Annotated in this window: 19 protein-coding genes and 1 pseudogene; 11 read left to right on the top strand and 9 right to left on the bottom strand. The window is 64.9% G+C overall.

What is annotated here, in order from left to right:
- Positions 1 to 220 precede the first annotated feature (220 nt).
- Both P3T42_RS16485 and P3T42_RS16480 read left to right on the top strand, forming a co-directional pair.
- The gene (locus P3T42_RS16485; RefSeq protein ID WP_429306636.1) at positions 221 to 3685 is read left to right on the top strand and encodes a hybrid sensor histidine kinase/response regulator; all 3465 of its coding nucleotides are present in this window, start codon (positions 221 to 223) and stop codon (positions 3683 to 3685) included.
- Positions 3678 to 4754 carry a response regulator gene (locus tag P3T42_RS16480; RefSeq protein WP_429306635.1) on the top strand — a complete coding sequence of 359 codons (1077 nt, stop codon included), beginning with the start codon at positions 3678 to 3680 and terminating at the stop codon, positions 4752 to 4754. Before P3T42_RS16485 ends, P3T42_RS16480 begins: the two co-directional genes overlap by 8 nt.
- A gap of 29 nt (positions 4755 to 4783) precedes the next feature.
- Here P3T42_RS16480 and zwf read toward each other — a convergent pair whose 3' ends face one another.
- The 3 genes from zwf to lhpH all read right to left on the bottom strand — a co-directional run bounded on the left by zwf (position 4784) and on the right by lhpH (position 8403).
- Positions 4784 to 6265, bottom strand: coding sequence for a glucose-6-phosphate dehydrogenase (zwf, locus tag P3T42_RS16475; RefSeq protein ID WP_074295725.1), 1482 nt, complete (start codon positions 6263 to 6265; stop codon positions 4784 to 4786).
- Between the two features lie 152 nt (positions 6266 to 6417).
- On the bottom strand, positions 6418 to 7365 hold the full coding sequence (lhpI, locus tag P3T42_RS16470; RefSeq protein ID WP_429306634.1) for a bifunctional Delta(1)-pyrroline-2-carboxylate/Delta(1)-piperideine-2-carboxylate reductase: 948 nt from the start codon (positions 7363 to 7365) through the stop codon (positions 6418 to 6420).
- A gap of 30 nt (positions 7366 to 7395) precedes the next feature.
- Positions 7396 to 8403 carry a trans-3-hydroxy-L-proline dehydratase gene (gene lhpH, locus P3T42_RS16465; RefSeq protein WP_429306633.1) on the bottom strand — a complete coding sequence of 336 codons (1008 nt, stop codon included), beginning with the start codon at positions 8401 to 8403 and terminating at the stop codon, positions 7396 to 7398.
- Between the two features lie 182 nt (positions 8404 to 8585).
- Between lhpH and P3T42_RS16460 the strand changes: the two genes are divergently transcribed.
- On the top strand, positions 8586 to 9302 hold the full coding sequence (locus tag P3T42_RS16460) for a FadR/GntR family transcriptional regulator (RefSeq protein ID WP_429306632.1): 717 nt from the start codon (positions 8586 to 8588) through the stop codon (positions 9300 to 9302).
- A 56-nt stretch (positions 9303 to 9358) separates the two neighbouring features.
- Here the strand turns inward: P3T42_RS16460 and P3T42_RS16455 are convergent, their stop codons facing one another.
- Positions 9359 to 9640: a hypothetical protein gene (locus P3T42_RS16455; protein WP_429306631.1), complete on the bottom strand. Its 282-nt coding sequence runs from the start codon at positions 9638 to 9640 to the stop codon at positions 9359 to 9361.
- Positions 9641 to 9820: 180 nt separating this feature from the next.
- Here P3T42_RS16455 and P3T42_RS16450 point away from each other — a divergent pair, with 180 nt between their 5' ends.
- A complete protein-coding gene (locus P3T42_RS16450; RefSeq protein ID WP_074295730.1) occupies positions 9821 to 10030 on the top strand; it encodes a hypothetical protein in 210 nt (69 codons plus the stop codon).
- Between the two features lie 79 nt (positions 10031 to 10109).
- Here P3T42_RS16450 and P3T42_RS16445 read toward each other — a convergent pair whose 3' ends face one another.
- On the bottom strand, positions 10110 to 10757 hold the full coding sequence (locus P3T42_RS16445) for a C39 family peptidase (RefSeq protein WP_429306630.1): 648 nt from the start codon (positions 10755 to 10757) through the stop codon (positions 10110 to 10112).
- Positions 10758 to 11165: 408 nt separating this feature from the next.
- Between P3T42_RS16445 and P3T42_RS16440 the strand changes: the two genes are divergently transcribed.
- Positions 11166 to 12020: a helix-turn-helix domain-containing protein gene (locus P3T42_RS16440; RefSeq protein ID WP_074295732.1), complete on the top strand. Its 855-nt coding sequence runs from the start codon at positions 11166 to 11168 to the stop codon at positions 12018 to 12020.
- Positions 12021 to 12048: 28 nt separating this feature from the next.
- Here the strand turns inward: P3T42_RS16440 and P3T42_RS16435 are convergent, their stop codons facing one another.
- The 3 genes from P3T42_RS16435 to P3T42_RS16425 all read right to left on the bottom strand — a co-directional run bounded on the left by P3T42_RS16435 (position 12049) and on the right by P3T42_RS16425 (position 16280).
- The gene (locus P3T42_RS16435; protein ID WP_429306629.1) at positions 12049 to 13878 is read right to left on the bottom strand and encodes an ATP-binding response regulator; all 1830 of its coding nucleotides are present in this window, start codon (positions 13876 to 13878) and stop codon (positions 12049 to 12051) included.
- The gene (locus P3T42_RS16430; RefSeq protein ID WP_074295734.1) at positions 13848 to 14366 is read right to left on the bottom strand and encodes a molybdopterin-dependent oxidoreductase; all 519 of its coding nucleotides are present in this window, start codon (positions 14364 to 14366) and stop codon (positions 13848 to 13850) included. Before P3T42_RS16430 ends, P3T42_RS16435 begins: the two co-directional genes overlap by 31 nt.
- A 249-nt stretch (positions 14367 to 14615) precedes the next feature.
- The gene (locus P3T42_RS16425; protein ID WP_429306628.1) at positions 14616 to 16280 is read right to left on the bottom strand and encodes an ATP-binding domain-containing protein; all 1665 of its coding nucleotides are present in this window, start codon (positions 16278 to 16280) and stop codon (positions 14616 to 14618) included.
- Between the two features lie 163 nt (positions 16281 to 16443).
- On the opposite strand from P3T42_RS16425, the gene P3T42_RS16420 reads away from it, so the two are divergent.
- The 4 genes from P3T42_RS16420 (at position 16444) to P3T42_RS16405 (ending at position 20078) form a co-directional block, all read left to right on the top strand.
- Positions 16444 to 17070: a glutathione S-transferase family protein gene (locus P3T42_RS16420; RefSeq protein WP_074295736.1), complete on the top strand. Its 627-nt coding sequence runs from the start codon at positions 16444 to 16446 to the stop codon at positions 17068 to 17070.
- A 22-nt stretch (positions 17071 to 17092) separates the two neighbouring features.
- Complete coding sequence (locus tag P3T42_RS16415; protein WP_429306627.1) at positions 17093 to 17743, top strand: glutathione S-transferase family protein; 651 nt, start codon at positions 17093 to 17095, stop codon at positions 17741 to 17743.
- A 26-nt stretch (positions 17744 to 17769) separates the two neighbouring features.
- A complete protein-coding gene (locus P3T42_RS16410) occupies positions 17770 to 19371 on the top strand; it encodes a tetratricopeptide repeat protein (protein WP_429306626.1) in 1602 nt (533 codons plus the stop codon).
- A gap of 89 nt (positions 19372 to 19460) precedes the next feature.
- Positions 19461 to 20078 carry a Fur family transcriptional regulator gene (locus tag P3T42_RS16405; protein ID WP_429306625.1) on the top strand — a complete coding sequence of 206 codons (618 nt, stop codon included), beginning with the start codon at positions 19461 to 19463 and terminating at the stop codon, positions 20076 to 20078.
- A 129-nt stretch (positions 20079 to 20207) separates the two neighbouring features.
- On the opposite strand, the pseudogene P3T42_RS16400 reads toward P3T42_RS16405, so the two are convergent.
- Positions 20208 to 20665, bottom strand: a pseudogene (locus tag P3T42_RS16400) (response regulator).
- Positions 20666 to 21384: 719 nt separating this feature from the next.
- Here P3T42_RS16400 and kdgT point away from each other — a divergent pair.
- Together kdgT and P3T42_RS16390 are read left to right on the top strand one after the other, a co-directional pair.
- A complete protein-coding gene (gene kdgT, locus P3T42_RS16395; RefSeq protein WP_429306624.1) occupies positions 21385 to 22461 on the top strand; it encodes a 2-keto-3-deoxygluconate transporter in 1077 nt (358 codons plus the stop codon).
- Between the two features lie 36 nt (positions 22462 to 22497).
- Positions 22498 to 23217 (top strand): ribonuclease activity regulator RraA, encoded by a 720-nt coding sequence (locus tag P3T42_RS16390; RefSeq protein ID WP_074295741.1) that lies wholly within the window; start codon positions 22498 to 22500, stop codon positions 23215 to 23217.
- Positions 23218 to 23308 lie beyond the last annotated feature (91 nt).

The raw sequence follows: 23308 nt of genomic DNA, 5'->3' as shown, positions 1-23308 counted from the left end.
ATACGTCACTTGACGTAGGGCGCGGCGAAATTGCGCTTTTTATAATCGCGCCGACACAGCCCCCACAGCGCACCCACAGCGCCTCGACTCATGCCGCTGCGCGCTCGCCGGCCGCCCTTCGCACGTGAACGGCAAAGACCAGGCAAAGGCCGGGCCGCGAGTGGAATGCAATTTGCATGGCCGCACGGCTAGCCCCCGAACCGGTCGACGAAAGGCCCCGATGCACCAAACGGAACCACAGACCCCGCGCTCCACCGGCCCGGCCACCCAAGCTGGGGCATCGCGCCCACCGGCCGGCGGTACCCAGCGCATCGTCAAGATTCGCCGCGACTACAACGCGTGGGTCGGCGACGAGACGCTCGAGGACTACGCGCTGCGCTTCACGCCGCGCACGTTCCGGCGCTGGTCCGAATTCCGCGTCGCCAACACGGCGATGGGCGCGGTGTCGTTCCTGGTGCTGGAGGCGATCGGCGGCGCGCTGGTGGTCAACTACGGGTTCACCAATGCGGTCTACGCGATCCTCGCCGTCTCGGTCCTGATCTTTTTGACCGGCATCCCGATCAGCTACTACGCGGCACGCTTCGGCGTCGACATGGACCTGCTCACGCGCGGCGCGGGCTTCGGCTATATGGGCTCGACGCTGACCTCGCTGATCTACGCGATCTTCACCTTCGTGTTCTTCGCGCTCGAAGCGGCCATCATGTCGCTCGCGCTGGAGCTGTATCTGAAGATCCCGCTATCGGTCGCCTACATCATCAGCGCGCTGGTGATCATTCCCGTGGTCACTTTCGGCATCACCTTCATCAATCGCCTGCAGGGCTGGACCCAGCCGTTGTGGCTCGTGCTGCTGGTCGTGCCGTACGCCGTGGTGCTGTGGCGCGAGCCGCACGTGCTGGCTGAGTGGGTCACCTTCGGCGGCCTGTCGGGCGACGGCCACGAGTTCAACCTGGTCGCCTTCGGAGCCGGCTGCACGGTGGTGTTTTCGCTGATCGTGCAGATCGGCGAACAGGTCGACTACCTGCGTTTCCTGCCGCCGCGCACGCACGCCAACCGGATTCGCTGGTGGGTCGCGCTGATCTCGGCGGGCCCCGGCTGGATCGTGCCGGGTGCGATGAAGATGCTCGGCGGCGCGTTCCTCGCCTTCCTCGCGATCCAGCACGAGATCGATCCGGTCAAGGCCGTCGAGCCGACCCAGATGTATCTGGTGGCCTATCACTACGTATTCCGCTCGCCCGAAGGCGCGCTCGCCGCGATGACGCTGTTCGTGATCGTGTCGCAGTTGAAGATCAACGTCACCAACGCGTACGCCGGCTCGCTCGCGTGGTCGAATTTCTTCGCGCGGCTCACGCACAGCCACCCGGGCCGCGTGGTCTGGCTCGTGTTCAACGTGCTGATCGCACTGCTGCTGGTCGAAATGGGCGTGTTCGAGGCCATCAGCAAAGTGCTCGCGCTGTATGCGAATGTGGCAATTGCCTGGATCGGCGCGGTGGTCGGCGACCTCGTGATCAACAAGCCGCTCGGCTATAGCCCGCGCTATGTCGAATTCAAGCGGGCGCATCTTTACGATGTCAATCCCGTTGGCGTGGGCGCCATGCTGATCGCCTCGGCGATCGCCGGACTCTCCCATGCGGGTCTGTTCGGCGCGAGCGCCGAAGCGCTGTCGTCGTTTATCGCGCTGCTGGTGGCGTTTGTCTGTGCGCCCTTACTCGCCATTGCCACGCGTGGGCGGTTCTATCTGGCCCGCGACGGTCACGACCTCGAACACGGCGCGGTGTTGCGCTGCGTGATCTGCGAAAACACCTTCGAGCGCGAAGACATGGCGCACTGTCCGGCCTACGCCGGTTCGATCTGCTCGCTGTGCTGCTCGCTCGACTCGCGTTGCAACGACTCCTGCAAGCCGCACGCGCGGCTGCCCGCCCAGTTCGGCAAGTCGATGCGTACGCTGTTTCCGCGCCTCAAACTGGGGCCGGCCGGTCTGCGGCTCGCGCAGTACGCCGGTCTGCTGATCGTCGTGCTGGCGCTGCTCGGCGGCGTGCTGGCCGCACAGTGGTACCAGAGCGTGCGGACCCTGCCCGAGCTCGACACCACGGTTCACGACGTGCTGCTGCAGGGCTATCTGAAGGCGTTCTTTGCGCTGGCGCTGGTGGGCTGCATCGCCGCCTGGTGGCTGGTGCTCGCCAATGAAAACCGCAAGGTCACCCAGGAGGAATCGCAGCGGCAAGCGGAGTTGCTGATGCAGGAAATCGAGGCCCACCGCAAGACCGACGCGGCACTCCAGGCCGCGAGCGCCGCCGCCGAATCCGCGAACCGCGCGAAGAGCCGCTATGTGACGGGCCTGAGCCACGAACTACGCACGCCGCTCAACAGTATCCTCGGCTACGCGCAACTGCTGCTGCAGGGCACCGACGAACTGCCGCCGGCCCGGCGCAATGCCGTGGCGACCATCTATCGCAGCGGCGAACATCTGCTGGCGCTTGTCGACGGGCTGCTCGACGTGGCCCGCATCGAGGCGGGCAAACTGCAGTTGAACGTGACGGAGAATTCACTGCCCGAGTTCGTCGCGCAGTTGTCTGCGATGCTCGAACCGCAGGCCACGGACAAGGGACTGCAGTTCGATTTCCAGACCAGCGGCCGCATCCCGGACGTGGTGCGCATCGACGAAAAGCGGGTCCGGCAGATTCTCATCAACCTGATCGGCAACGCAATCCGCTTCACCTCGCGCGGCTCGGTCAAGGTGCGCGCCGGTTATGCCTGGGAGACTGTCACATTTGAGATCGCCGACACCGGTCCCGGCATCCCGGCCGCGGAACTGGAGCGCCTGTTCCTGCCATTCGAGCGGGGCGCCGCCGCGCGCGAGCACGACCATGGCGCCGGACTCGGCCTGACGATCTGCCGTCTGCTGACGGAACTGATGGGCGGCAATCTGGAGGTGCAGAGCGAGGTCGGCAAAGGCACGCGCTTTATCGTCAAGCTGTTCGCTCCCGAGGTGCGTGCGCCGCAGGTGCTGGCGAGCAGCCCGCGTCATCTGAAGGGCTATAGCGGCGCGCGCCGCACCGTGCTGGTGGTGGACGATCTCGCGGAGCAGCGGCGCATCGTCACGCAGACGCTCGCTCCGCTTGGCTTCACGGTGATCGAAGCCGCCAGCGGACCGGAGGCGCTGCAATGGCTCGGCACCGCCGCGGCCGATCTCATTGTGATGGACGTTTCCATGCCGGCCATGGACGGCTTCGAGGCGAGCCGGCTGATTCGCGACAACCAGTTGTCGGGCGCGCCGATCCTGATCCTCTCGGCCAACGCCTTCGCCGACGATCGCGACAAAGGCGCTGCGGCCGGTTGCGACGACTATCTGGCCAAACCGCTGCATATCCCGCTGCTGCTCGACAAAATGGCGGCCCTGTTGCAACTGCACTGGATTGCCGAGACTATCGACCCGGCGCCCCCCGCAACCGGCGCCCCCTTGAGCGACGTGCCCGCAAAGCTGCCCGCCAGCTTGAAAGAGAAATTGCACGCCCAACTGGAAATGGGCTACGTGCAAGGCTTCATCGAACAACTGGACGCCGCCGAACACGGCGCGCCCGAACTCGCTACGCTGCTCGAACCGCTGCGTAGCCTCGCGAGCCGTTTCCGGCTGACTGAACTCGCGCAATTGCTCGCGCCTACCCAGCAGGTCAATCCCGATGCATGACGAATCCCTGCTTCTGCCTCCCGAGACACAACCGGAGTTGCCCGACGGCAAGCCGGTGGTGCTGATCGTCGACGATACGCCGGATAATCTCGCGCTGCTGTCGGACACGCTGCAGGCGGCCGGCTACGCCGTGCTGGTTGCGCTCGACGGACAATCCGCGCTGCAGCGTCTCGCGCGCATCACGCCCGACGCCGTGCTGCTCGACGCGCTGATGCCAGGTATGGACGGCTTCGAAACCTGCCTGCATATCAAGGCCGATCCGCGCAATCGCCATCTGCCGGTCATCTTCATGACCGCGTTGACGGACAGCGAGCATGTCGTACAAGGCTTCCGGGTGGGCGGCATCGACTATGTGACGAAGCCGGTGAAACCGAACGAGGTCAGCGCGCGCATTGCCGCGCACGTGCAGCGTTCGCGCCTGCAGCGCCAGGCCGACATGGTGCTCGAGATCGGCATGCGCGCCGCCCTCATCGCCGCGGCGAGCGGCGAGATCCAATGGCAGAGCGACCTCGCCCGCCAACGGCTCGCGCGCTACGCGGCGGGCGATGCGCATGGCGTGGCGATCGCGGACCGTGCGGATGGTGTGGATGGTGTAGGCGGTGTGGACGGTGCGAATGGCGTGCGCGGCGTGACGGTCGACACCCCTTGCGTGCCGGGTCCGCCGAGCGATTCCGGCTCACGCCTGCCGGCCGTGCTGGCTCAGTGGCTCACGCGCTGGATCGAAGCCGGCTGCGATCTGCAAACCGCGTTCGAGACGGCTGCGGGCGGCGTGCGCCGGGTCGCGCGCGTGCTGGGCCGTGCCACGCGCGGCGACTGGGTGATCCTGCTGGAAGAGTTCGACGATGCCGCGCATACCACGGCGCTCGCGGCGCAATTCGGCCTGACGGCGCGCGAAGCGGAAGTCCTGCTGTGGCTATCGCGCGGCAAAACCAACCGCGATATCGGCGATATCCTGGGGATGGCGCCGCGCACCGTCAACAAGCACCTGGAACATGTGTTCGGCAAGCTGCATGTCGAAACGCGCGCGGCGGCCGCCGCCATCGCAGCAAAGGCGAGCACCCGGTACTGAAGGGACTCGCTCTCTGCAAGCCGCCTGGCTTACTGCGACTCTTCCGCCCACACGGCATTGTCACGCGCCATCAAGGCGGTGGCCGCTGCCGGACCGAAGGTGCCGGCGGAATAGCTGCGCGGCCGTTCGCCCGATTTCGCCCAGCCGTCCAGAATCGGCTCCGCCCACGCCCATGCCGCTTCGAGTTCGTCGCGGCGCATGAAGTGCGTGAGACGTCCGCGCACCACGTCGATCAACAGACGCTCATACGCTTCCGCACGGCGCTCGGTGAAGGCCTGCTGCAGGTCGAGGTTCAGGTTCACCGGCAGCATGTGCATGCCGCTGCCCGGTTCCTTGGCGAGCATCTGCAACTGGATCGATTCTTCCGGCTGCAACTGGATCACGAGGCGGTTGCCGTAGTGATGCGGGCCGCTCGGAATGATCGAGAACGGCAGTTCCGAGAATTCGATGACGATCTCCGACACCTTCTTCTGCATGCGCTTGCCGGTGCGCAGGTAGAACGGCACGTTGGCCCAGCGCCAGTTGTTGATCTGCGCACGCAGCGCAACGAAGGTTTCGGCACGGCTGTTGGCCGGCACATTGTCTTCCTCGAGGTAGCCCTTGACCGCCTCGCCGTCCACCGCGCCGGCGGTGTACTGGCCGCGCACCGTGTCGCGCGCGATGTCTTCGGGCGTCATCGGACGCAGCGAGCGCAGCACCTTGAGCTTCTCGTCGCGCACCGCATCCGGGTCGAGCGATACCGGCGGCTCCATCGCCACGATGCACAGCAATTGCAAGAGGTGGTTCTGCACCATGTCGCGCAACGCGCCGGTCTTATCGTAGAAGCCCGCGCGAGTGCCCACGCCGACCGTCTCGGCCACCGTGATCTGCACGCTCTTGATATACGGCGCCTGCCACAGCGGCCCGAAGATCGCATTGCCGAAGCGCAGCACCATCAGGTTTTGCACCGTTTCCTTGCCGAGGTAGTGGTCGATGCGGTAGATCTGCGCTTCGCTGAAGTGCTGGCCGACGGCCGTGTTGATCTCCTGCGCCGAAGCCAGATCGTGACCGAGCGGCTTTTCCAGCACCACGCGCGCATGCTCGTCGATCAGGCCCGCAGCCGAGAGGTTGTCGCAGATGTTGGTGAACAGATCGGGCGAAGTGGCGAGATAGAACACGCGCCGCGCGTCGGGGCGCGACACTTCCTTCAGACGCTGATAATCTTCCGCCGAATCGACGTCCATGCGCACGTACTCGAACATCGCGAGGAATTTGTCCCAGGCGGCGGCGTCGAACGCTTTCTTTTCGATGAAGGGCTTCGCCTTCAATTCCATGAATTCGTTGATGTATTCGTCACGCGACCACGGCTTGCGGCCGATCGTGAGAATGCGGGTCTCCGGCGGCAGATTGCAGTGCAGATGCGCCATGTAAAGCGCGGGCAGCAGCTTGCGGAACGAGAGATCGCCGGTGCCGCCGAAGATGATCATATCGAGCGGCAGGTCTGGGGTGGCAGATGCGTGTTGGGTAATCATAGCGCGATGTCACCGTCGTAAAAGGCGTCGCGAAAGGCAACGCGAAAGGGCAAAAATGCCGTTGCCGACATTTTCTGACAAACGCCTATGGTGCAACGTTTTCGGATTGTTTGCACGCCGCACGCGGCCGACGGTGTAGAAAAACTACAGGTTCAGGCGCGTTGCAATGCCGCACGCGCGACCCGGCACGCGCCCAGATCCCACGCCGCGCAACCGACGCTCTTGAATAGCACGGGCGTGCTGGCCGCAAGCAGTGGCGCACGTCCCTCCAGCACCGTGGCGATGCCGGTGACGCCCGTCCAGTCCACGCCCGCCTGGATGAAATCGCCGGCTTCGTGTTGCGCGCCGGCCAGATCGTCGACGTAGAGCGCGCTGCCGTGCACGGTGCGCGCGCCGATTTCGAGCATGGCCGGCGTGAACGCCCCGACGCCGATCACCAGCCGCTCCGCGCGCGGCGCTTCGTCGTAGACCGCCTGCTTGCTGGTGGTGAGGGCGATCACGACATCGACCGCATCCGGCACCTGGGCGCTAGCGAGCGGCCGCAGGTTGCGCGCCTTGTCGCGCTGCGCGGCGCAAAACGCTTCGGCCTTCGCCGGCGCGCTGCCCTTGACCCATATGACGGCATCAGGGAACAGTTCGCCGATCGCCTCGGCATGGTTCGCCGCCTGCGTGCCGGTGCCGATCAGCAGAAACTCGCGCGCGGCAGGCCGGCCGGACACGCCGCCTTTGAAGGTCTGCACGCCGAGCATCGACATCGCGGCGGTGCGCCGGCCGGTGACGGTCGGGCCGTCGAGGATGAACAGCGTCTCGCCGGTGTCCGCGTCGAACGCCATGACCTTGCCGTGGATCGTGGGCAGGCCGCGCGGACCGTTGGACGGACAGACGTTGACCAGCTTGTGGATGCCGAGGTCCGGCGCGGTGGCCGGCATCGACAGCATGATGCCGCCTTCGTTGAGCGGCACGACAAGGCGCTCCGGGCTCAGGATGCGCTGCTGGGCGTAATCGACGGACGCCGTTTTCAGGGCCTCCACGAGCGCCGCATAGGGTGTGAGCCGCGCGCTGGCGGCGGCGTCGAACATCTGCGTGGCCGGGTGTGTCATAAGCGGGTTTTCTCCATCGGCGTGCGCCGCCTAGCGCACGAGAAAGCCATACGTTAGCGGATCGCGTTCGTCGACAATCCAGTTCGCGAAGCCGCAGATATGCGCATCGCCCGCGATTTCGGGAATCACCGCATCGAAGCGCTCGAGCTTCGTCTCGGACAGCACCCGGCCGCGAAAAATCGTGCCGATCACCGATTCGTTGACGAGCGTCTCGTCGCGTCCCAGCTCGCCGCGCAGATACAGTTGCGCGACCCGTCCCGCGGTGCCCGAGCCGGTCGGCGAACGGTCCACCTCGCGATCGGCGAACACGCAGCAATTGGCCTGCGTCGAGCCTGGGTGACGCGGCGCGTTATCGATGATCGTGCCGTAAATATGGTTGATTTCGGGGATGTGCGGATGGACCACCTTGAACGCTTCATTGGCCGCGCGCTTCACTTCGGCGCCGAGCTGGATCAGGCGATCCACCTCCGCTTCGCGCACGTTCAGATCGAACGGCTTGCCGGACGTGTAGAAATAAAACGCGCCGCCGAAGACGATATCGCCCTTCACCTCGCCGAAGCTCGGCGTGCTCACCGTGACGTCGCGCTGCCAGATGAACGAAGGCACGTTGACGAAGCGCACGCTGCCTACGTGATCGCCGTCCCACTTGACGAAGGCTTCGATGAAGCCGCACGGCGCGTCGATACCCACGCGCGTCTCCGGCTCGGTGCGCTCGACCCAGCCCAGCGACACGGCAGCGGTGGCGAGCGCGATCACGCCGTGGCCGCAATGGTCGCTGTAGCCTTCGTTGTGCACGAAGATGATGCCGAAGTCGGCGCCTTCGCTGACCGGCTCGGTCAGGTAGCCGCCGTACATGTCCGCATGGCCGCGCGGTTCGAGCATCAGCGCGCGGCGCAGGTGATCCTGATGTTCCTTGAGCCACGTGCGGCGCTCGACGATGGTCTTGCCTTGAAACTTCGGCAGCCCGCTCGTGACGAGCCGGAACGACTCGCCGCCGGTGTGCACTTCAACCGTGCTGATGACGCGATTCAATTTCATGATGCGTGGCCACCCTCTTCCGCTTGCGGCCCGCCGGCCGAAAATACCTTCCTGCACCGCATTCCGAAGTCTCCATCCTGTTCTATACTGGATCAAAATGTAGACCAGCTTTGGTTTCACATCAACCAATTTCAAAATTATTGCGGCAATCTGGTTCGAATTGGGATCAGCCCGCCCTCGCTATGGAAAGCACCTTTCGCCCCAAGCAGATTTACGAGCAGGTCTCCGAGCGCATCCGCACCGAGATCCGCAGCGGGCAGTTCGCAGCGGATTCGCGTCTGCCCTCGGAGCGTGAATTGGCCGCGCGTTTTGGCGTGGGCCGCCCGGCGGTGCGCGAGGCGATCGGCGCGCTGCAGAACGAAGGGCTCGTAATCACGCGCCGCAACTCGGGTACGTATGTCTGCGCGGATGCCTTGCAGCGTCTCGCGGCGGCGCCGCTGCAAGCGGCGTCGTTGGCCGATCCCGACTTCAGCCCGACCTCGACGCTCGACGTGCGCCTGATCCTCGAACCGGCCATCGCCCGGCGCGCGGCGGCGCACGGCCAGCGCGACGAACTGGCGGAGCACTATCTCGCGCAGATGGATTCGATCGTCGACTTGACCGACCCCGAGCAGCGGGTGCTATGGAACAACAGCGACCGCCTGTTTCACCGGCAACTGGCGGTGATGAGCGGCGACGCGTTGCTGGTTAAGATCGCCGACGAAGTGGCGAAGACCATGGACCAGCCGCTCTGGAAGCGGCTCAAGGACGACGGCATTTACGATACCGGTAGGATTCGCCTCTACGTGTCCGAGCACCGGCTGATCTACGAGGCAATCGTAGGCGGCGACGCGGATGCGGCGGCGTTCTACGTCGAGCAGCACATCATGCGCGTGCGGCGCGACATCGCGCCGAAGTGAGGGAAACGCGCGGCGACCAGGATCCGCCGCCGCGTCCCGAGCCTCGGCGCGCCGGCCTACTGCGCCGAGCCCTTGCTCGCGTCCGGGGCGTTGCCGGGAGAATGGCCGCCGTGTTTGAACATCGCCTGGCAGCCGGGGCTCAGTTCGCTCACGTGCTGCTTCATGCAGGCCGTGATCTTGTCCTTGTTGGGAATTTCCGCGCTGCAAAAATGGATCGCATCGCCACGGCAGGCCTTCTTCTGTTCATCGGGAGTGGCCGCCTGCGCCTCGCTGACCATGAGCAGCGCCAACAGCAATGCAAGTGCGCTAGCGGCATTCAGGGCGGGGTATCGGTTCATACGGGCTCCGGGTTGGCAAGTGGATCGAAGGCCGATACAGGGCATGGCAACCATGCTGCCGGACTACGCCGCGCCGACGCGAAAGAATTTTTGCTGCACCGCACACTGCGATTTTTGACACACCTACAATGGGAAACACTTAGGTATTTACCCTTATTCACCCATTGAGCAGGTGCCGCGATGTCCAGCCAATCCGTGTCGTCCCGCGTCGTTCCCGTCACCGCCGGCGTGAAGGGTTCATCGTTGCGCGCAACGATAAGCCGCCTCGCCCGCCTCGTGTGGCGTTCCTACGAGCGTCATAGCCTGTATCAGGTGATGCTGGCGGCCGGTCACGACGAAGCACTGCCGGACACCCTGGTCCACGATCCCCGTCAAACCGGCCAGCACTGATCAGCAGCGGATTCCCCCGCTGCCCATCTGCCGCTCAGCAGAATTCGGACCCGGCAGACCGGCGCGACCGTCGCAGCGTTCAGCCGGCCGGACGGCCGCCAGGACGAGTCAGCGTCAAACCGCGTCCGGCATAAAAGCGCGCGACGGTCGAGAAAGGCATGTAGACATCGCTCTGGTACGGCGCGATACCGGACGGATTGTGAAACCAGACGCCGTCGGCATCGCGCCCGTGCAGCAGGATCAGATGACCGCCGCGCTGCGCGTTCGGCGCGTCCGGGCGGCGGATTTCCGGGCTCACCGAAATGATCGCCAGCGTCTCGCTATCGATGCGCGCGGCGATCTCCTCAAGCGTTACCTCGGGCAACACCTCCACCTGCAGACCAAAGGCCTGCTCGGTCCAACTGGCGAACGGCCGGTAAATCAGGCCGTCGACGCCCCCGTCTTCGCGCATCCGGTACACCTCATGGCGTAGCGCTTCGTCGAGCAGCGCGGCGCGCGGCGCATGCGCGATGCCCCAGAAGTCCAGCGCGGATTCGAGACAGGTCAACCCGCACAGACGTTGCGCCCAGAAACGATAACGCGCCTGCTCGGTGAAGCCGCTGCGTTGCCAGCCCGGGTCGTCGCACGGGTCGGCGTCCTCTTCGACGATCGGCTGTACCCATTCGGGGCTGCCCCATTGCGAGTAGTACGGCACACCGGTATGGCGAATCGCGGTCTTGTCTTTCATGGATGAGATAGGAGTGGTTGGAGCGTCATGGCAGACGAAACTCTGCCAGATCAACCGGGGACTTGTCTCGTCGAATCGCGCAAGCGCGTTCACAGTTCAGGCCGCATCCAACGAAAGACCACAATGGATCACATTTCATTACATGTCGGCGGGGGTTTCCTCGGTAAAATACGCCACGCGCATCGGCCATAACCCGGGCGCGGCATCGGCCCGGGGTACACCGATCGGCAGACCCGCGACATCCTCGCGGTGGCGCCACAAAAGCAGCAACACCAGGTTTTTTTGCTGTACATTTGCTCTCCCATGCGTGGCCGGTCGGCTCGCAAAGAAGGCGGTGCGACCCATCGCCAGCCAGTCTTTTCGCGTCCTTCACCCGATACCATTTAAAAAGACGGACCTCCACGCAGCATGGCCAACGAAGCAACCTCACCTGACTCCATCGCAGTCGCGGAACGCGTGCGCGAGTTGATGAGCCGTCACGGCATCGGTAAGCGGCAACAGACCACGGAGCTGTGCCGCATTCTCGATCTGAGTTTTTCTCAAGGGCACCGCAAGCTGCGCGGCAACAGCCCATGGACGCTGTCGCAGATCAAGCGTGTAGCCGAGGTGTTCGGCGAACCGGCCGCGCAACTGTTCGGCGCGCAATCGCTCGACCCCGGCATGGTCGGCGCCATCGCTCAGGAAGCGGTGTTCTCGGTCGGCGGCGTCGAACTCGCGTGCACCGCCTGGGTGGGCGCGGCGCTCGAACCCGGCAGCCGCCCCGAATTCGTGGCCTATTCGAAGCTGGGACAATGGCGCGTCACGCGTCACGATGGCGCGCTGTATCAAAGCGCATTCGAAGTTCACAAGATCGAAATCTATCCGCGCCGCTCGGAGGCCGACAAGCCGCTGATCGCGGTGGTCGACGACGACCAGGCCTCCGCCGACAACCTGCGCGACTATCTCGAGCGCAGCGGCTTTGCCTCAGTCGCGATCTACGGCCTCGGCGCATTCGTCGAACAGTTGCAGACGCAGGTGTTCGACGGCGTCGTAATCGACTGGCTGTTCGGCAATCAGACCTCCGCGGCGGCGATTCGCGCCGTGCGCGCATCGGAGAACCCCGAGGCGCCGGTGTTCGTGCTGACCGGCGAGCTGCTGACCGGCAAGGCGAGCGAGTCGGAGATCAGCGAGATCATTCGCAACTACAACGTGGCCTGCTATGAAAAGCCGGCGCGTATGGCGATTCTCGTTGCGGATCTGTCCAAGCGTCTGAACCGGGCCTGAAGCGGGGCTGATGCGGAACTGATGCGCTTCAAACCAGACTGCGCGCCGCCAGTGCGCGCTGCAACGCTGCGCGCAAATGCTCGTAGTGCACCGGCTTCACCAGATACTCGAAGAAGGGCGCGGTGTCGGTCGGCGGCGCTTCCGGCGCATAGGCGCTGATTGCAATCACCGGGGCGCCTGCGGACGGTCCGCTGCGCGCGGTGAATTCGGCGAAGAAGGTGTAGCCGTCCTGATCCGGCATATGCAGGTCGAGCAACAGCACGTCGCAACGGCGTGCGTCGAGCCATGCAAGCGCATCCTTGGCATTGGCGACCGCGGTCGCCTCATAGCCCATATGCGTGATCATTTCCAGCAGCGACTCGCGAATCAGGCCGTTATCGTCGACGATCAGCACCTGCGAGCGGCCGCCTTCCTGGGCGCTCGCAGCCTTCGCATCCGGCAGCTTGACAGGCTCGACCGGTCCCACCGGAATCGTCACGTTGAAGATGGTGCCTTCGCCCACCTTGCTTTCCACCGCGACGCTGCCGCCGAACAGTTTCAACAGACCCTGAACGATCGCGAGGCCCATGCCCGCCCCCTCGAAACGCCGCGTGCGCGAGCCGTCGAGCTGGGTAAATTCCTTGAACATCAACGGCAGTTGCTTGGGCGGCACACCCGGCCCGGTGTCGCTGACCTCGATGGTCAGCACCGCCAGCCGCTGCACGAGGCGCACCCGCACCGAACCCTTCTCGGTATAGCGGATCGCGTTCGTCACGAGGTTGCTGACGATCTGGCGGATACGGTGCGGATCGGAGTCCACCGGCCCGGTCAGCCCGCTCGCTTCGCTGGCGAGCGTCAGCCCGCGCGCGAGCGCGGCCGGCGTGTGTTCGTCGACGATCGAAGCCAGCAGTTCGCGCGGCTCGAATTGCTCGTAGCGCAACTCGAGCTTGCCGGCGCCGAGCCGCGCGTAATCGGTGAGGTCGCGCATCTGCGCTTCCAGATGCCGTGCCGCGCTTTCGAGCCGCTGGATCACCTTGCGGTCCGCTTCGGATTGGAAATTGAAGCCGAGCAGTTCGATCGACGAGACGATCGCATGCAGCGGCGTGCGCAACTCGTGGCTGATCATGCCGAGAAAGGCGTCCTTCGCCAGACTCGCCTCACGCGCGGCGCGGGTGGCCTGGTGCTCGGCTTCGAGCGCGGCGCGTTGCTGGCGGATCAGGCGGCTGCGGCGGCGGCCATTCACCACCAGCAGCAGCGTGGCCGCGGCGGAGAGCAGCACCAGCAAGATGCCGGCGGCGAACAGCATGCGCCGCTTGTCGATGAAGTCGCGGCTCAGCGCTTCGCGGTCGGCGACGTCGGCGAAGCGCCGGGTCAAGGCCAGATCGTTGACCTCCTGCCAGTGCGCGCGCAGCGCCGCGACGATGCGGTCGGCCTGACCGGGATCCTGCGGCAGCGCGGCGAGGTTGGGTTCGAGCTGGTCCAGCGTGTCTTCGAGCGAGCGGATCTCGCTGTCCTGGCGCTGCAGCAAGGCGATCTGGCCAACCAGCATGCGCGTCGAGCCGGCCATCACATGCAGCTTCGACTGCAGCACTTCGTAGCGCAACTGCAGGCGCGGGTAATCGACGTCCGTGCCGCTGCGGTACAGCAGCAACTGGTTTTCGAGCCGCGCGTAGGCAATCTGCAATTGCGCGGCATCCCAGTAGAAGCCGTCGTACGTGCCCGTCAACAACTGCGTGGAGCGCGGGTTGAGCAGGTTGGCATACATCAGGTAGCCGATCGCCCCGACCGGTGCGGCGAGCGCGGTGACCCACACCGCCGCCAGCAGCCAGCGGCGTAGCCGATGCGGCATTACTTGACGATCAGGTCCTTGATTTGCCATACAAATTTCGAGTCCGCGGCAGATCCGGAGAGTTCCGTTGGGAACGCGTCGCGCGGATAGATGAGAAACAGCGGTCCGAAGTCGCTGACCTTTAAACGCTTGCCGTTCATGCTATATGCAACGATCACGCCGTAGCGATCGCTGTCCGATAGCGGGATCGTTTCCGTGTAGTCGTCGAGCGTATGCACTTCAATCTGGCTGCCATGCGCGCCGACCAGCTTCAGGATATCCGCGAGCGATGGGCCTGTGAAGGTCGTACGCGGCGTCCACGTCGTCGACGTGGTGATGGAATGAACCGGCAGCGCAAGAAGCTGCGCTTCCGTCAGGTGATAAACCGTGTGGGAGGGATCGTTGGTTGCGGCAATCTTGCCCCCGACGTCGAGCGACAGCGCGGCAGCTTGCGCGAACCCGGCTCCTGCTGTTCCCAGCGCCCCTAGTGCGACGGCGAGACACAAGATCCGGCGCGCGCCTTTCCTGATGGTGTGCATGTAACTGGCCTTCTTTTCATCTGTTTTGTTGTTTCGCCGTGACCCGCTTGCCCGCAACCGACCCGTTTTCTCCAGACGACCCGCAGGTATCCGGAAGCGTCGCAGACCCGATCCCGACGTGCTCTCCGCCATCCATGCCCTCGTGGGGCTGAACGGCCAAACCGGACGCATCATATCGCCAAACCGGGGTGCATCAAAAAGCGCCGCCGGTGTGGTTCTGGTGGCCGTGGCCGTGCAGCCGGCCACCGCTTACACCTTGCCGTCCGCCGCCCGCAGATGAAGCGCCGCGCGCTGCGAGGCCACCACGATCAGCTTCATCGTCGCGCGCGTGGCGCCGACGAACAGCTTGCGGGCGCTACGCTCGTCGAACGTGTCGAAGTCCACCTCCGACAGGATCACGCACGGCGCCGATTGCCCCTTGAAGCGGTAGATCGACTCCAGCAACACGTCGCCCTCGCGATACTCCGGATTGCCGAACAGGTCGTACTTGCCGGTGAAGCTGCGCAGACGGTGCGGTCCGAGTTGATCGAGCGCGCTCAGCACCGAACCTTCGCGGCCGCGAAACGACAGCACCGCAATGTCCTGCTTGCGAAACCCCAGCGACAGCGCCTGGGTGATCGCCCGCTTGGTGGCGTCGATGCAGCCCTCGGCCGCGTGCGCCTCGTCGTAGGTGGACAGCGACAGATCGGAGCCGTCGAACGGACTGCCCGACGAGAGCGCCGCGGCAAGCGGCACCTCGGCGCCCACCACGTCGCGCACGAAGTCGAGAATGTCGCGCGGGCTGCGATAGTTGGTGGTTTCCTTGAGCGTGGTCCAGCCCGGCAGATCGACCGGCGCACGCATGTACAGATTCTGCAGCGGGTCTTCGAGCCACCACCACGCCGCGCCCGGCCGCAACAGGCGTTCGAGCGCGCCGACCCAGGGCTGCTGGAAGTCCTGGCCTTCGTCGACGATCAAGACGTCGAATTGCCAGCGCGCGTCGATTGGCGTGTCGGCAAAGATCTTTTCGAGCTGGTCGAAAATGTCCGCGGCCTGGAAGTCTGGCGTGCGGCCGCCGTCGCGGGCAATCCAGTCGCATAGCTGGTGGTAGTTGGCCACTTTCGCTTCGGGCGGCGCGACCCGTGCGATATGGTCGGCGAGCGGCCGGTTGAAGCACACGTACAAGGGCCGCTGGCCGCGTGCGACCGCATCCTTCATGACCTGCACGGCGAGTTGCGTCTTGCCGGAGCCCGCGGTGCCGGCGACACGCAGGCGAAACGGCGTAAACTCGAGCCGCCGCGCCCACGTGGCCAGGCCGCCGGCGAGACGCGTGACGAGCGTGCCCGCCTGGCCGACCAACGCACTGGCGTCGGGCGACAGCGCCAGTTCGTCGGCGAGAAAGTGGTGAATCTTCGCGGCGCAGGCGAGCCGCGGCTCGTCGGCCGGCAAGGCCTCGCGGATGATCGCGGCGAGACGCTCCTTGCGCGTTGCGTCGACGATCCGCGCCGGGTTCACGCCGGCAATCGCCGCGTCCTTCACGACGTGGTCCGGGCAGTACAGCAGTTCCTCGATGAAATAGGTGCCCGCGCCGAAGGCGGCGGTAAAGCGCCGGTGCATGCCTTCGATGGTGCGCGCCAGCGCGATCGCCACATTGCGTTCGGTCTGCAGATAGACCTTGACGAGCCCTTTGGGGGTCTCGCGCAGGAAACCGGTTTTCTGCTCGACGATCATCACGCGCCCCGAGGGACTGACGATCACGAAATCGGCCTCGCCGAATACCGAGAAGCCCTGGTTGAGCCGCGTCCAGTGCACGCCGTGATACACGGTGTAGTCGCTGGACAAGCCCTCTTCCAGCAGCGCCAGGGTTTCGCGTTCGCGCGCGGCGGCGCCGGTGGCAGCGAGATTTTTCCAGTCGTCAGGGACAATGCGGGCCATGCGGTGCCTCGTCGTCTTCAGGTGCGCCCATTGTACGCAAGGCCGATGTCATGCCGGCATCGGCCATTCGGCCGAATAGGTAATGACAGCCGCATCGTGTATCGTTACCGGTTGAACGCCACACACACGTGCGGCTTGCCAACCAGCAAAGAGGACCTACCGGATGATTACGATCTGGGGACGCGCCAACTCGGTCAACGTCCAGAAAGTGTTGTGGTGTTGCGACGAACTCGTGCTGCCGTACGAGCGTATCGATGCGGGCCTGCAATTCGGCCGCAACAACGAGCCGGAATATCTGGCCATGAATCCGAACGCCCGCGTGCCGACGCTGGTCGACGGCGATTTCGTGCTATGGGAATCGAATTCGATCCTGCGCTATCTGGTCATGCAATACGGCCCGTCGAGCCCGCTCTATCCGCCCGAGCCGCAGCCGCGCTCGAGCATCGACCGTTGGCTGGACTGGTCGCTGTCCACGCTGCAACCCGCCGAGCGCCCGGTGTTCTGGGCCATCGTCCGCACGCCGGATGCCGAGCGCGACACCGTCAAGCTCGCCACGGATCTCGCCGCCGTCACCGTGTTGTGGAAGCTCGTCGACACGCATCTGCAGGGCCGCTTTTTCCTCGAAGGCGAAAAGTGCACGCTGGCTGACATCGTGATCGGCGCGTTTGCGAAGCGCTGGTTCGGGCTGGACGGCATCGAACGCCCGTCGCTGCCGAATCTCGAACGCTGGTACTCGCGCCTCACCACGCGTACCGGCTTCAGGAAGTACGTCGATTTCCCGCTGACCTGAACGCCAGAACGAGCTGAACGATATGACGATTACGCTCTACGCCTGGGGCACGCCGAACGGCCGCAAGGTCAGCGTCGCCCTGGAAGAAATGGAACTGCCGTACACGGTGGTTCCGGTCAACATCGGCAAGGCGGAGCAGTTCCAGCCCGAGTTTCTGCGCATCAGCCCGAACAACAAGATTCCGGCCATCGTCGATCCGGACGGCCCCGCCGCTGCGGGCGGCTTGGGTGGCGGGCCGATCAGCGTGTTCGAATCGGGCGCGATCCTGCTCTATCTGGGCGAAAAGACCGGCAAGTTCCTGCCGGCCAGTCTGCGCGAGCGCGTGCCGGTACTCGAATGGCTCATGTGGCAGATGGGCGGCTTCGGGCCGATGCCCGGCCAGGTGCACCACTTCGCCGCGCTCGAAGCGGAAGCCGACCGCCGTTACGGCCTGAAGCGCTTCTCGGACGAAACCCACCGCCTCTATGGCGTGCTCGACCGGCGGCTGGCGGAGGTGGAGTTTGTGGCCGGCGAACTGTCGGTGGCGGATTTTGCGATTCTCGGTTGGGCGTGGCGGCACGAACGCCATAAGGTCGACCTCGCCACCTATCCCAACGTGCGGCGCTGGTATGAAACGCTGTTCGCGCGGCCGGGCGTGCAACGCGGCTTTGCGGTGAAACTCGACAGCCTATGACGGAGCCACACCGCGCAGCATCGAACATGAATCAGGACATCGCAAGCACGCTCGCCACGGCGCAGCAGAAATTCAGCGCAGGACATCTGGCCGAAGCGGCGGACCTGCTGCACGGCATCCTTCTGCTGCAACCGGAGCACGGCGAAGCGCTCGAAGGGCTCGGCTATATCGCCGCCAAAGAGGGCGACCATCCGCGCGCCGCCGACTATGTGACGCGCGCGCTGCAACACATGGCGGCCTCGCCCGAGCAGATTTACTTCGCCGCCCACGTATGCCAACTGGCAGGACGTCACGCTGAAGCCGTCGCGCTGTACGAGCGCTGCCTCGAACGCAACCCGGATCACGTGCAGTCGTTACACGGTGCGGCGCTGTCGCTCACGAAACTCGGCGAAAACGACCGCGCGCTGCGGTATTTCGAGCGCCTCAGCGCACGCCATCCGCAACTCGCCGAAGTGCATTACAACAAGGGCAGCCTGCTCGGTGCGATAGGCCGCTACGACGAAGAACTCGCGGCGTATCGCAAGGCGATCGCGCTCAAACCGAACTTTGGGGCGGCTTATGTCAACGTCGGCGTCGCGCTGCGCGATCTGCACCGCTTCGACGACGCCTTGCAGCAGTTCAAGAAAGCCCTCTCGATCGACCCGAACGACGCCGGCGCGCGCACCAATCGTGCGCAGACCAACCTCTTGCTCGGCGAATTCGAGCACGGCTGGCGCGAGTACGAGTGGCGCTGGCGCGTCGGCACCGCCAGCCACGGCTTCGATGCGGCGACACTGTGGACCGGCGCGCAAGCCATTGCCGGCAAAACGGTATTCGTCCATCACGAGCAGGGGTTTGGCGACACGCTGCAATTCGTGCGCTTCACCGACCGGCTGACTGCCGCCGGTGCGCGCGTGGTGTTGCGGGTACAGGATGCGCTGCTGCCGCTGCTGCGCGGCTATGCGGGGGTGGCCGAGGTGATCGGCGAAAACGCGCCGGTGCCGCCGTTCGACTATCACTGTCCGACCATGAGCCTCGCGTTCGCGCTCAAGATCCGCGCCGCCGATCTCGCCACAGCGGGTCCCTATCTGAATGTCGACGCAGCCAAAATCGCGCAATGGAACACGCTGTTCGAGAGCGAGCATGGCAATGAGCGTGGCGAAAGCCGAGGCCGCACCGGTCGGCCCCGCGTCGGCATTGTGTGGTCCGGCAACCTGGGGCATGTCAACGACCGAAATCGCTCGATCCCGCTGGCGCAACTCGCCGCACTGTTCGACGCCGACGCGACCTTCGTGTCGTTGCAAAAAGCGCTCCGCGAAGACGACCGCGCGAGCTACGACCCGCTCGTGCAACGCGGTGCGCTACTGGACGTAGCGGAGCGCCTCGACACCTTCGCGGACACGGCCGGACTGATTGCGCAACTCGACCTGGTCATCAGCGTGGATACCGCGGTCGCGCATCTGGCGGGAGCGCTTGGCAAGCCCGTCTGGATTGCGCTGCCGTTTACGCCCGACTGGCGCTGGCAACTCAAGCGCAGCGACAGTCCCTGGTACCCGGGCGTGCGCCTGTTCCGCCAGGCGGTGCGCCGCGACTGGTCGAAGGTAACGGAAGAAATCCGCACGGCGCTCGATGTCTGGATAAGAGGCTGACGAAGGATCGGGCGCGGCGGCAACCCCACCGCATAAACGGGTCATGGCCCGCTGCCACGCCGAAGCGCGATGGACCTTATAATCTGGCTATGAAGAACGCAAAGCCTTCCACGGTTGCCGCAAAAGCCGCCCAAGCGCCAGCCACGGCTCACGAAAGTGCGCACGACCATCCGCATGGTCATGCGGACCATCATGGGCACGATCACGCGCAAGATCATGGGCATCTCCTCGCCGCTTCGCCGGAAGCCGCGCTGGTGCTGGCAGAAGAGTATTGCCGCGAACGCGGCGAGAAGCTCACGCCGATCCGGCGCAAGGTGCTGGAGCTGCTGTTGACCTCGGGCCGCGCCACCAAGGCTTATTCGCTGCTCGACGACATGCGGCAGATTCACCCCGGCTCCGCGCCGCCCACGGTTTACCGTGCGCTCGACTTCCTGCTCTCGGCCGGGCTCGTGCATCGGATCGAATCGATCAACGCGTTCACGGTGTGCCATGACCTGACCCAGTGTCAGCATGGCATTCTGGTGGTGTGCCAGCAGTGCGGCAACGTGACCGAATTGCACCAGCCGAAGCTGCGGCAGGCGCTGGTGGCGCAAATCGAAGACGCCGGCTACCGTCTCGCCAGCGAGGAAATCGAGCTGAAGGGCTTGTGTTCCGCATGCCAGGCCGCCGAGGCCAGCGCAGCCAAGGCCACCGCGAACGGCGCCTGAAGCGGCACCCGGTCCTCCGCCTGAGCCCCGATAGAAAACGCGGAACCACCCCAAGGTTTCACGGAAACCCGGGGACCTGAAGGACCGCTGCAAGGCCAGCGCCTCGCAACAGCGCCCTGCACACCGGGCTCAGCCGGCTGCGCGGGCGTCGATTGCGTCGTGCAACAAGGCAACCAGCTCATCCGGCCTGGCCGGTTTGGTCATGAAATGCTGGAAGCCCTCACCGATGCTGCGTAATCGGTAGGCGTCGTCGGTGTGGCCGGTGAGCGCCACGGCAATCGCCGGCGCATGATCGCCACGAATCTCGTGATCGCGCAGCCGCTGGATCAGGTAAAAGCCGTCCATGCAAGGCAGTTCCAGATCGCACACCACCGCATCGGGTAACAATCGCAGCGCCGCTTCGACGCCCTCTTCCGCATCCGCCACCGCGACGACATGCGCACCCTCCGATTCAAGCAACAGCGTCAACGATTCCCGGCTTTGCAGGTCATCTTCGACGAGCACGATCGTTGCCTGATCGAGTCTCAACACTCCGTTCATTTTTGGGTTGTTGCTAAAAAGCAGGTTAGGCCCGATAAGGCGGCCATTGTATCGCGCTCAACGTCGCGAGCCGGTTGAAGCCCTTGTTCGCCATGCGCCGCTCGCAAGGTCCGACTCGGTTTCGCGCGCTGAGTTGCAATCGTCCGGTAACAAAAACCTCTGATGAGTCGTTCCGCCGCTGCAGGCTTGCCGCGGTGACGCGCGGTGCATCCTCGTGCACCGATAAGTCACATGCATGAAACAGACCGGTTTAACGCGCCGCCTCTGTGCCCGCGTGCGGCATTCTGCTCGAGCGTATTCGGACCAGGCTCCTCGTGAAGCCACCCATCCTTAGCACGCGGCGTGCCTTGCCACCTTGTGCGCGAGCCGCCGCTGCCCGGGCGGGTGGTGAAGCGCCGCTACGGCTGGCTGCAGAACAACGCGTGAAGGCGGCACAGCCCGCCGCATCGCATCGAAACACACTGGGCACGCACGCATTCCAGCCCCGCTGCCGCCCCACGGCACTGCGCAAAATCTGCCACGCCATGCGATTTTTTGCCTGTCCGACTTAGGTGTAAACGATGACTTCAAAGCGCGACTATTTTCCGGGCAGGGCGAGCGGCCAGTGCTAAATTTCGATCCGGGCGACGACCGTGGCGCGCATCTGGGACACGGTGCGTCATTGCACCCGCGACCCGCGCGCAGTCCGGCCGGGCGCCCATAAGACAACAAACAAGAAAGAGACAACACACCGATCGGGCACACCGTCCGTGGAGGAGCATCCGGCATGAAGATCAAGAAGGCGATTGACCGTATTCCCGGCGGGCTGATGCTCGTCCCCCTGCTGCTCGGTGCATGCGTGCATACCTTCGCGCCGCACGCCGGCAAGTTCCTCGGCTCCTTCTCCAATGCGTTGATCACGGGCACGCTGCCGATCCTCGCGGTCTGGTTCTTCTGCATGGGCGCCAGCATCAGCCTGAAGGCCACGCCGGTCGTGCTGCGCAAAAGCGGCGTGCTGGTCGTCACGAAAGTGTTGACGGCGGCCGTGGCTGGGGTGATCGCCTCGCATTTCCTGCCGCCGGGCGGCATCACCTCCGGCTTTCTCACCGGGCTCTCGGTGCTCACCGTCATCTGCGTGATGAACGAGAGCAACGGCGGTTTGTACATGGCGCTGATGCAGCAATACGGCACCAAGGAAGAAGCCGGCGCGTTCTGCCTGATGTCGCTCGAGTCCGGTCCGTTCATGACGATGGTGACCCTCGGCATTGCCGGGCTCGCGAGCTTTCCGTATGCGACCCTGCTCGGCGCGTTGCTGCCGTTTCTGATCGGCTTTCTCCTCGGCAATCTGGATAGCGAGTTGCGGCAGTTCTTCGGCCAGGCCGTGGCCGTCATGGTGCCGTTCTTTGCATTCGCACTCGGCAACAACCTCGACTTTCGCGTCATCCTCGATACGGGTCTGCTCGGCGTGCTGATCGGCGTCTGCGTGATTCTCGTGACCGGCACCACGCTCGTGCTGGCCGATATTTTCCTCGCGCGCGGCAACGGCACGGCGGGCATCGGCGCCGCGTCGACGGCGGGCGCAGCGGTCGCCGTGCCGCAGATCATCGCCGGCATCGAACCGCGCTATGCGGCCATCGCACCGGCGGCGACCGCGCTGGTCGCCACCTCGGTGGTGGTGACCTCGCTGCTCACGCCGATTCTCACCGCTATCTGGGCGCGCCGCTGGGGCGTGCTGTCGGCAAGCTACCAGCGCCAGCACCCGGCCTCGGCCGACCCGCAACCCGAGAGCCACGAAAGCCGCCACAATCACGACAATCACGACAGTCACGGACTCGAGCCGACGCTCCGTCCTCCGTTGAAGTAGTCTCTCCTTTTCAACCCGACACCTCCTGATCTCACGATGCAAGAACTCGATCCCGCTACGCTCGAAGCCCTCCGTCATGTCAGCACGGCCACGCTCACCACGCAGTTGTTCAAGCGCGGCTTGCGCAACACGTTCATGCAGGGTGTCGCGCCGCTGGCGACGCCGACCGGCGAAAATCTGGTGGGGCCCGCGTTCACCTTGCGCAATATCCCGTCGCGCGAGGACATTGACGTCCTCGAACTGTTTGCGAATCCGGAGTACGCGCAGCGCAAATGCGTCGAAACGATTCCCGCCGGCCACGTGCTGGTGCAGGACTGCCGCGGCGAGCGCAATAGCGCCTCGTTCGGTTCGATCCTGACGCAGCGCCTGAAGGTGCGCGGCGTCGCCGGCATGGTCTCGGACGGCCCGGTGCGCGACAGCATCACGATCGCCGCGCTCGGCCTGCCGGTGTTCTGCGCCGGTGCGAGCGCGCCGCCGAACCTGCTGCGCCATCATGCGATCGATATCAACGTGCCGATCGGTTGCGGCGGCGTCGCCGTGTTTCCGGGCGACGTGATCGTCGGCGATGCGGACGGCGTCGTGGTCATCCCGCGCGAGATGGCCGCCGATGTCGCCCAGGCGGCCGCCGAACAGGAGCAACTGGAAGAGTTTCTGACCGAACGCATTCGCGAAGGCGCGGCCTTGCCGGGAACGTATCCGCCCAACGACGCGACGAAGGCCGCATACGAAGCGTGGAAGAAAACACGTAACCCGTAATCGCTGCAGGCGGTGCTGCAGAAGCATTCTTCTGCAGCACCGCCTGCCTCAGACGAATCGTCAGCGCCACGCTGTCTTGCGTTCAGCTTTC

It is taken from the genome of Paraburkholderia sp. GAS38 (genome assembly GCF_050434965.1).
In the GTDB taxonomy this organism is placed as follows: Bacteria; Pseudomonadota; Gammaproteobacteria; order Burkholderiales; family Burkholderiaceae; genus Paraburkholderia; species Paraburkholderia phenazinium_A.
Note: the sequence above shows the minus strand (reverse complement) of the source record. Positions and strands in the feature narration are given on the sequence as shown.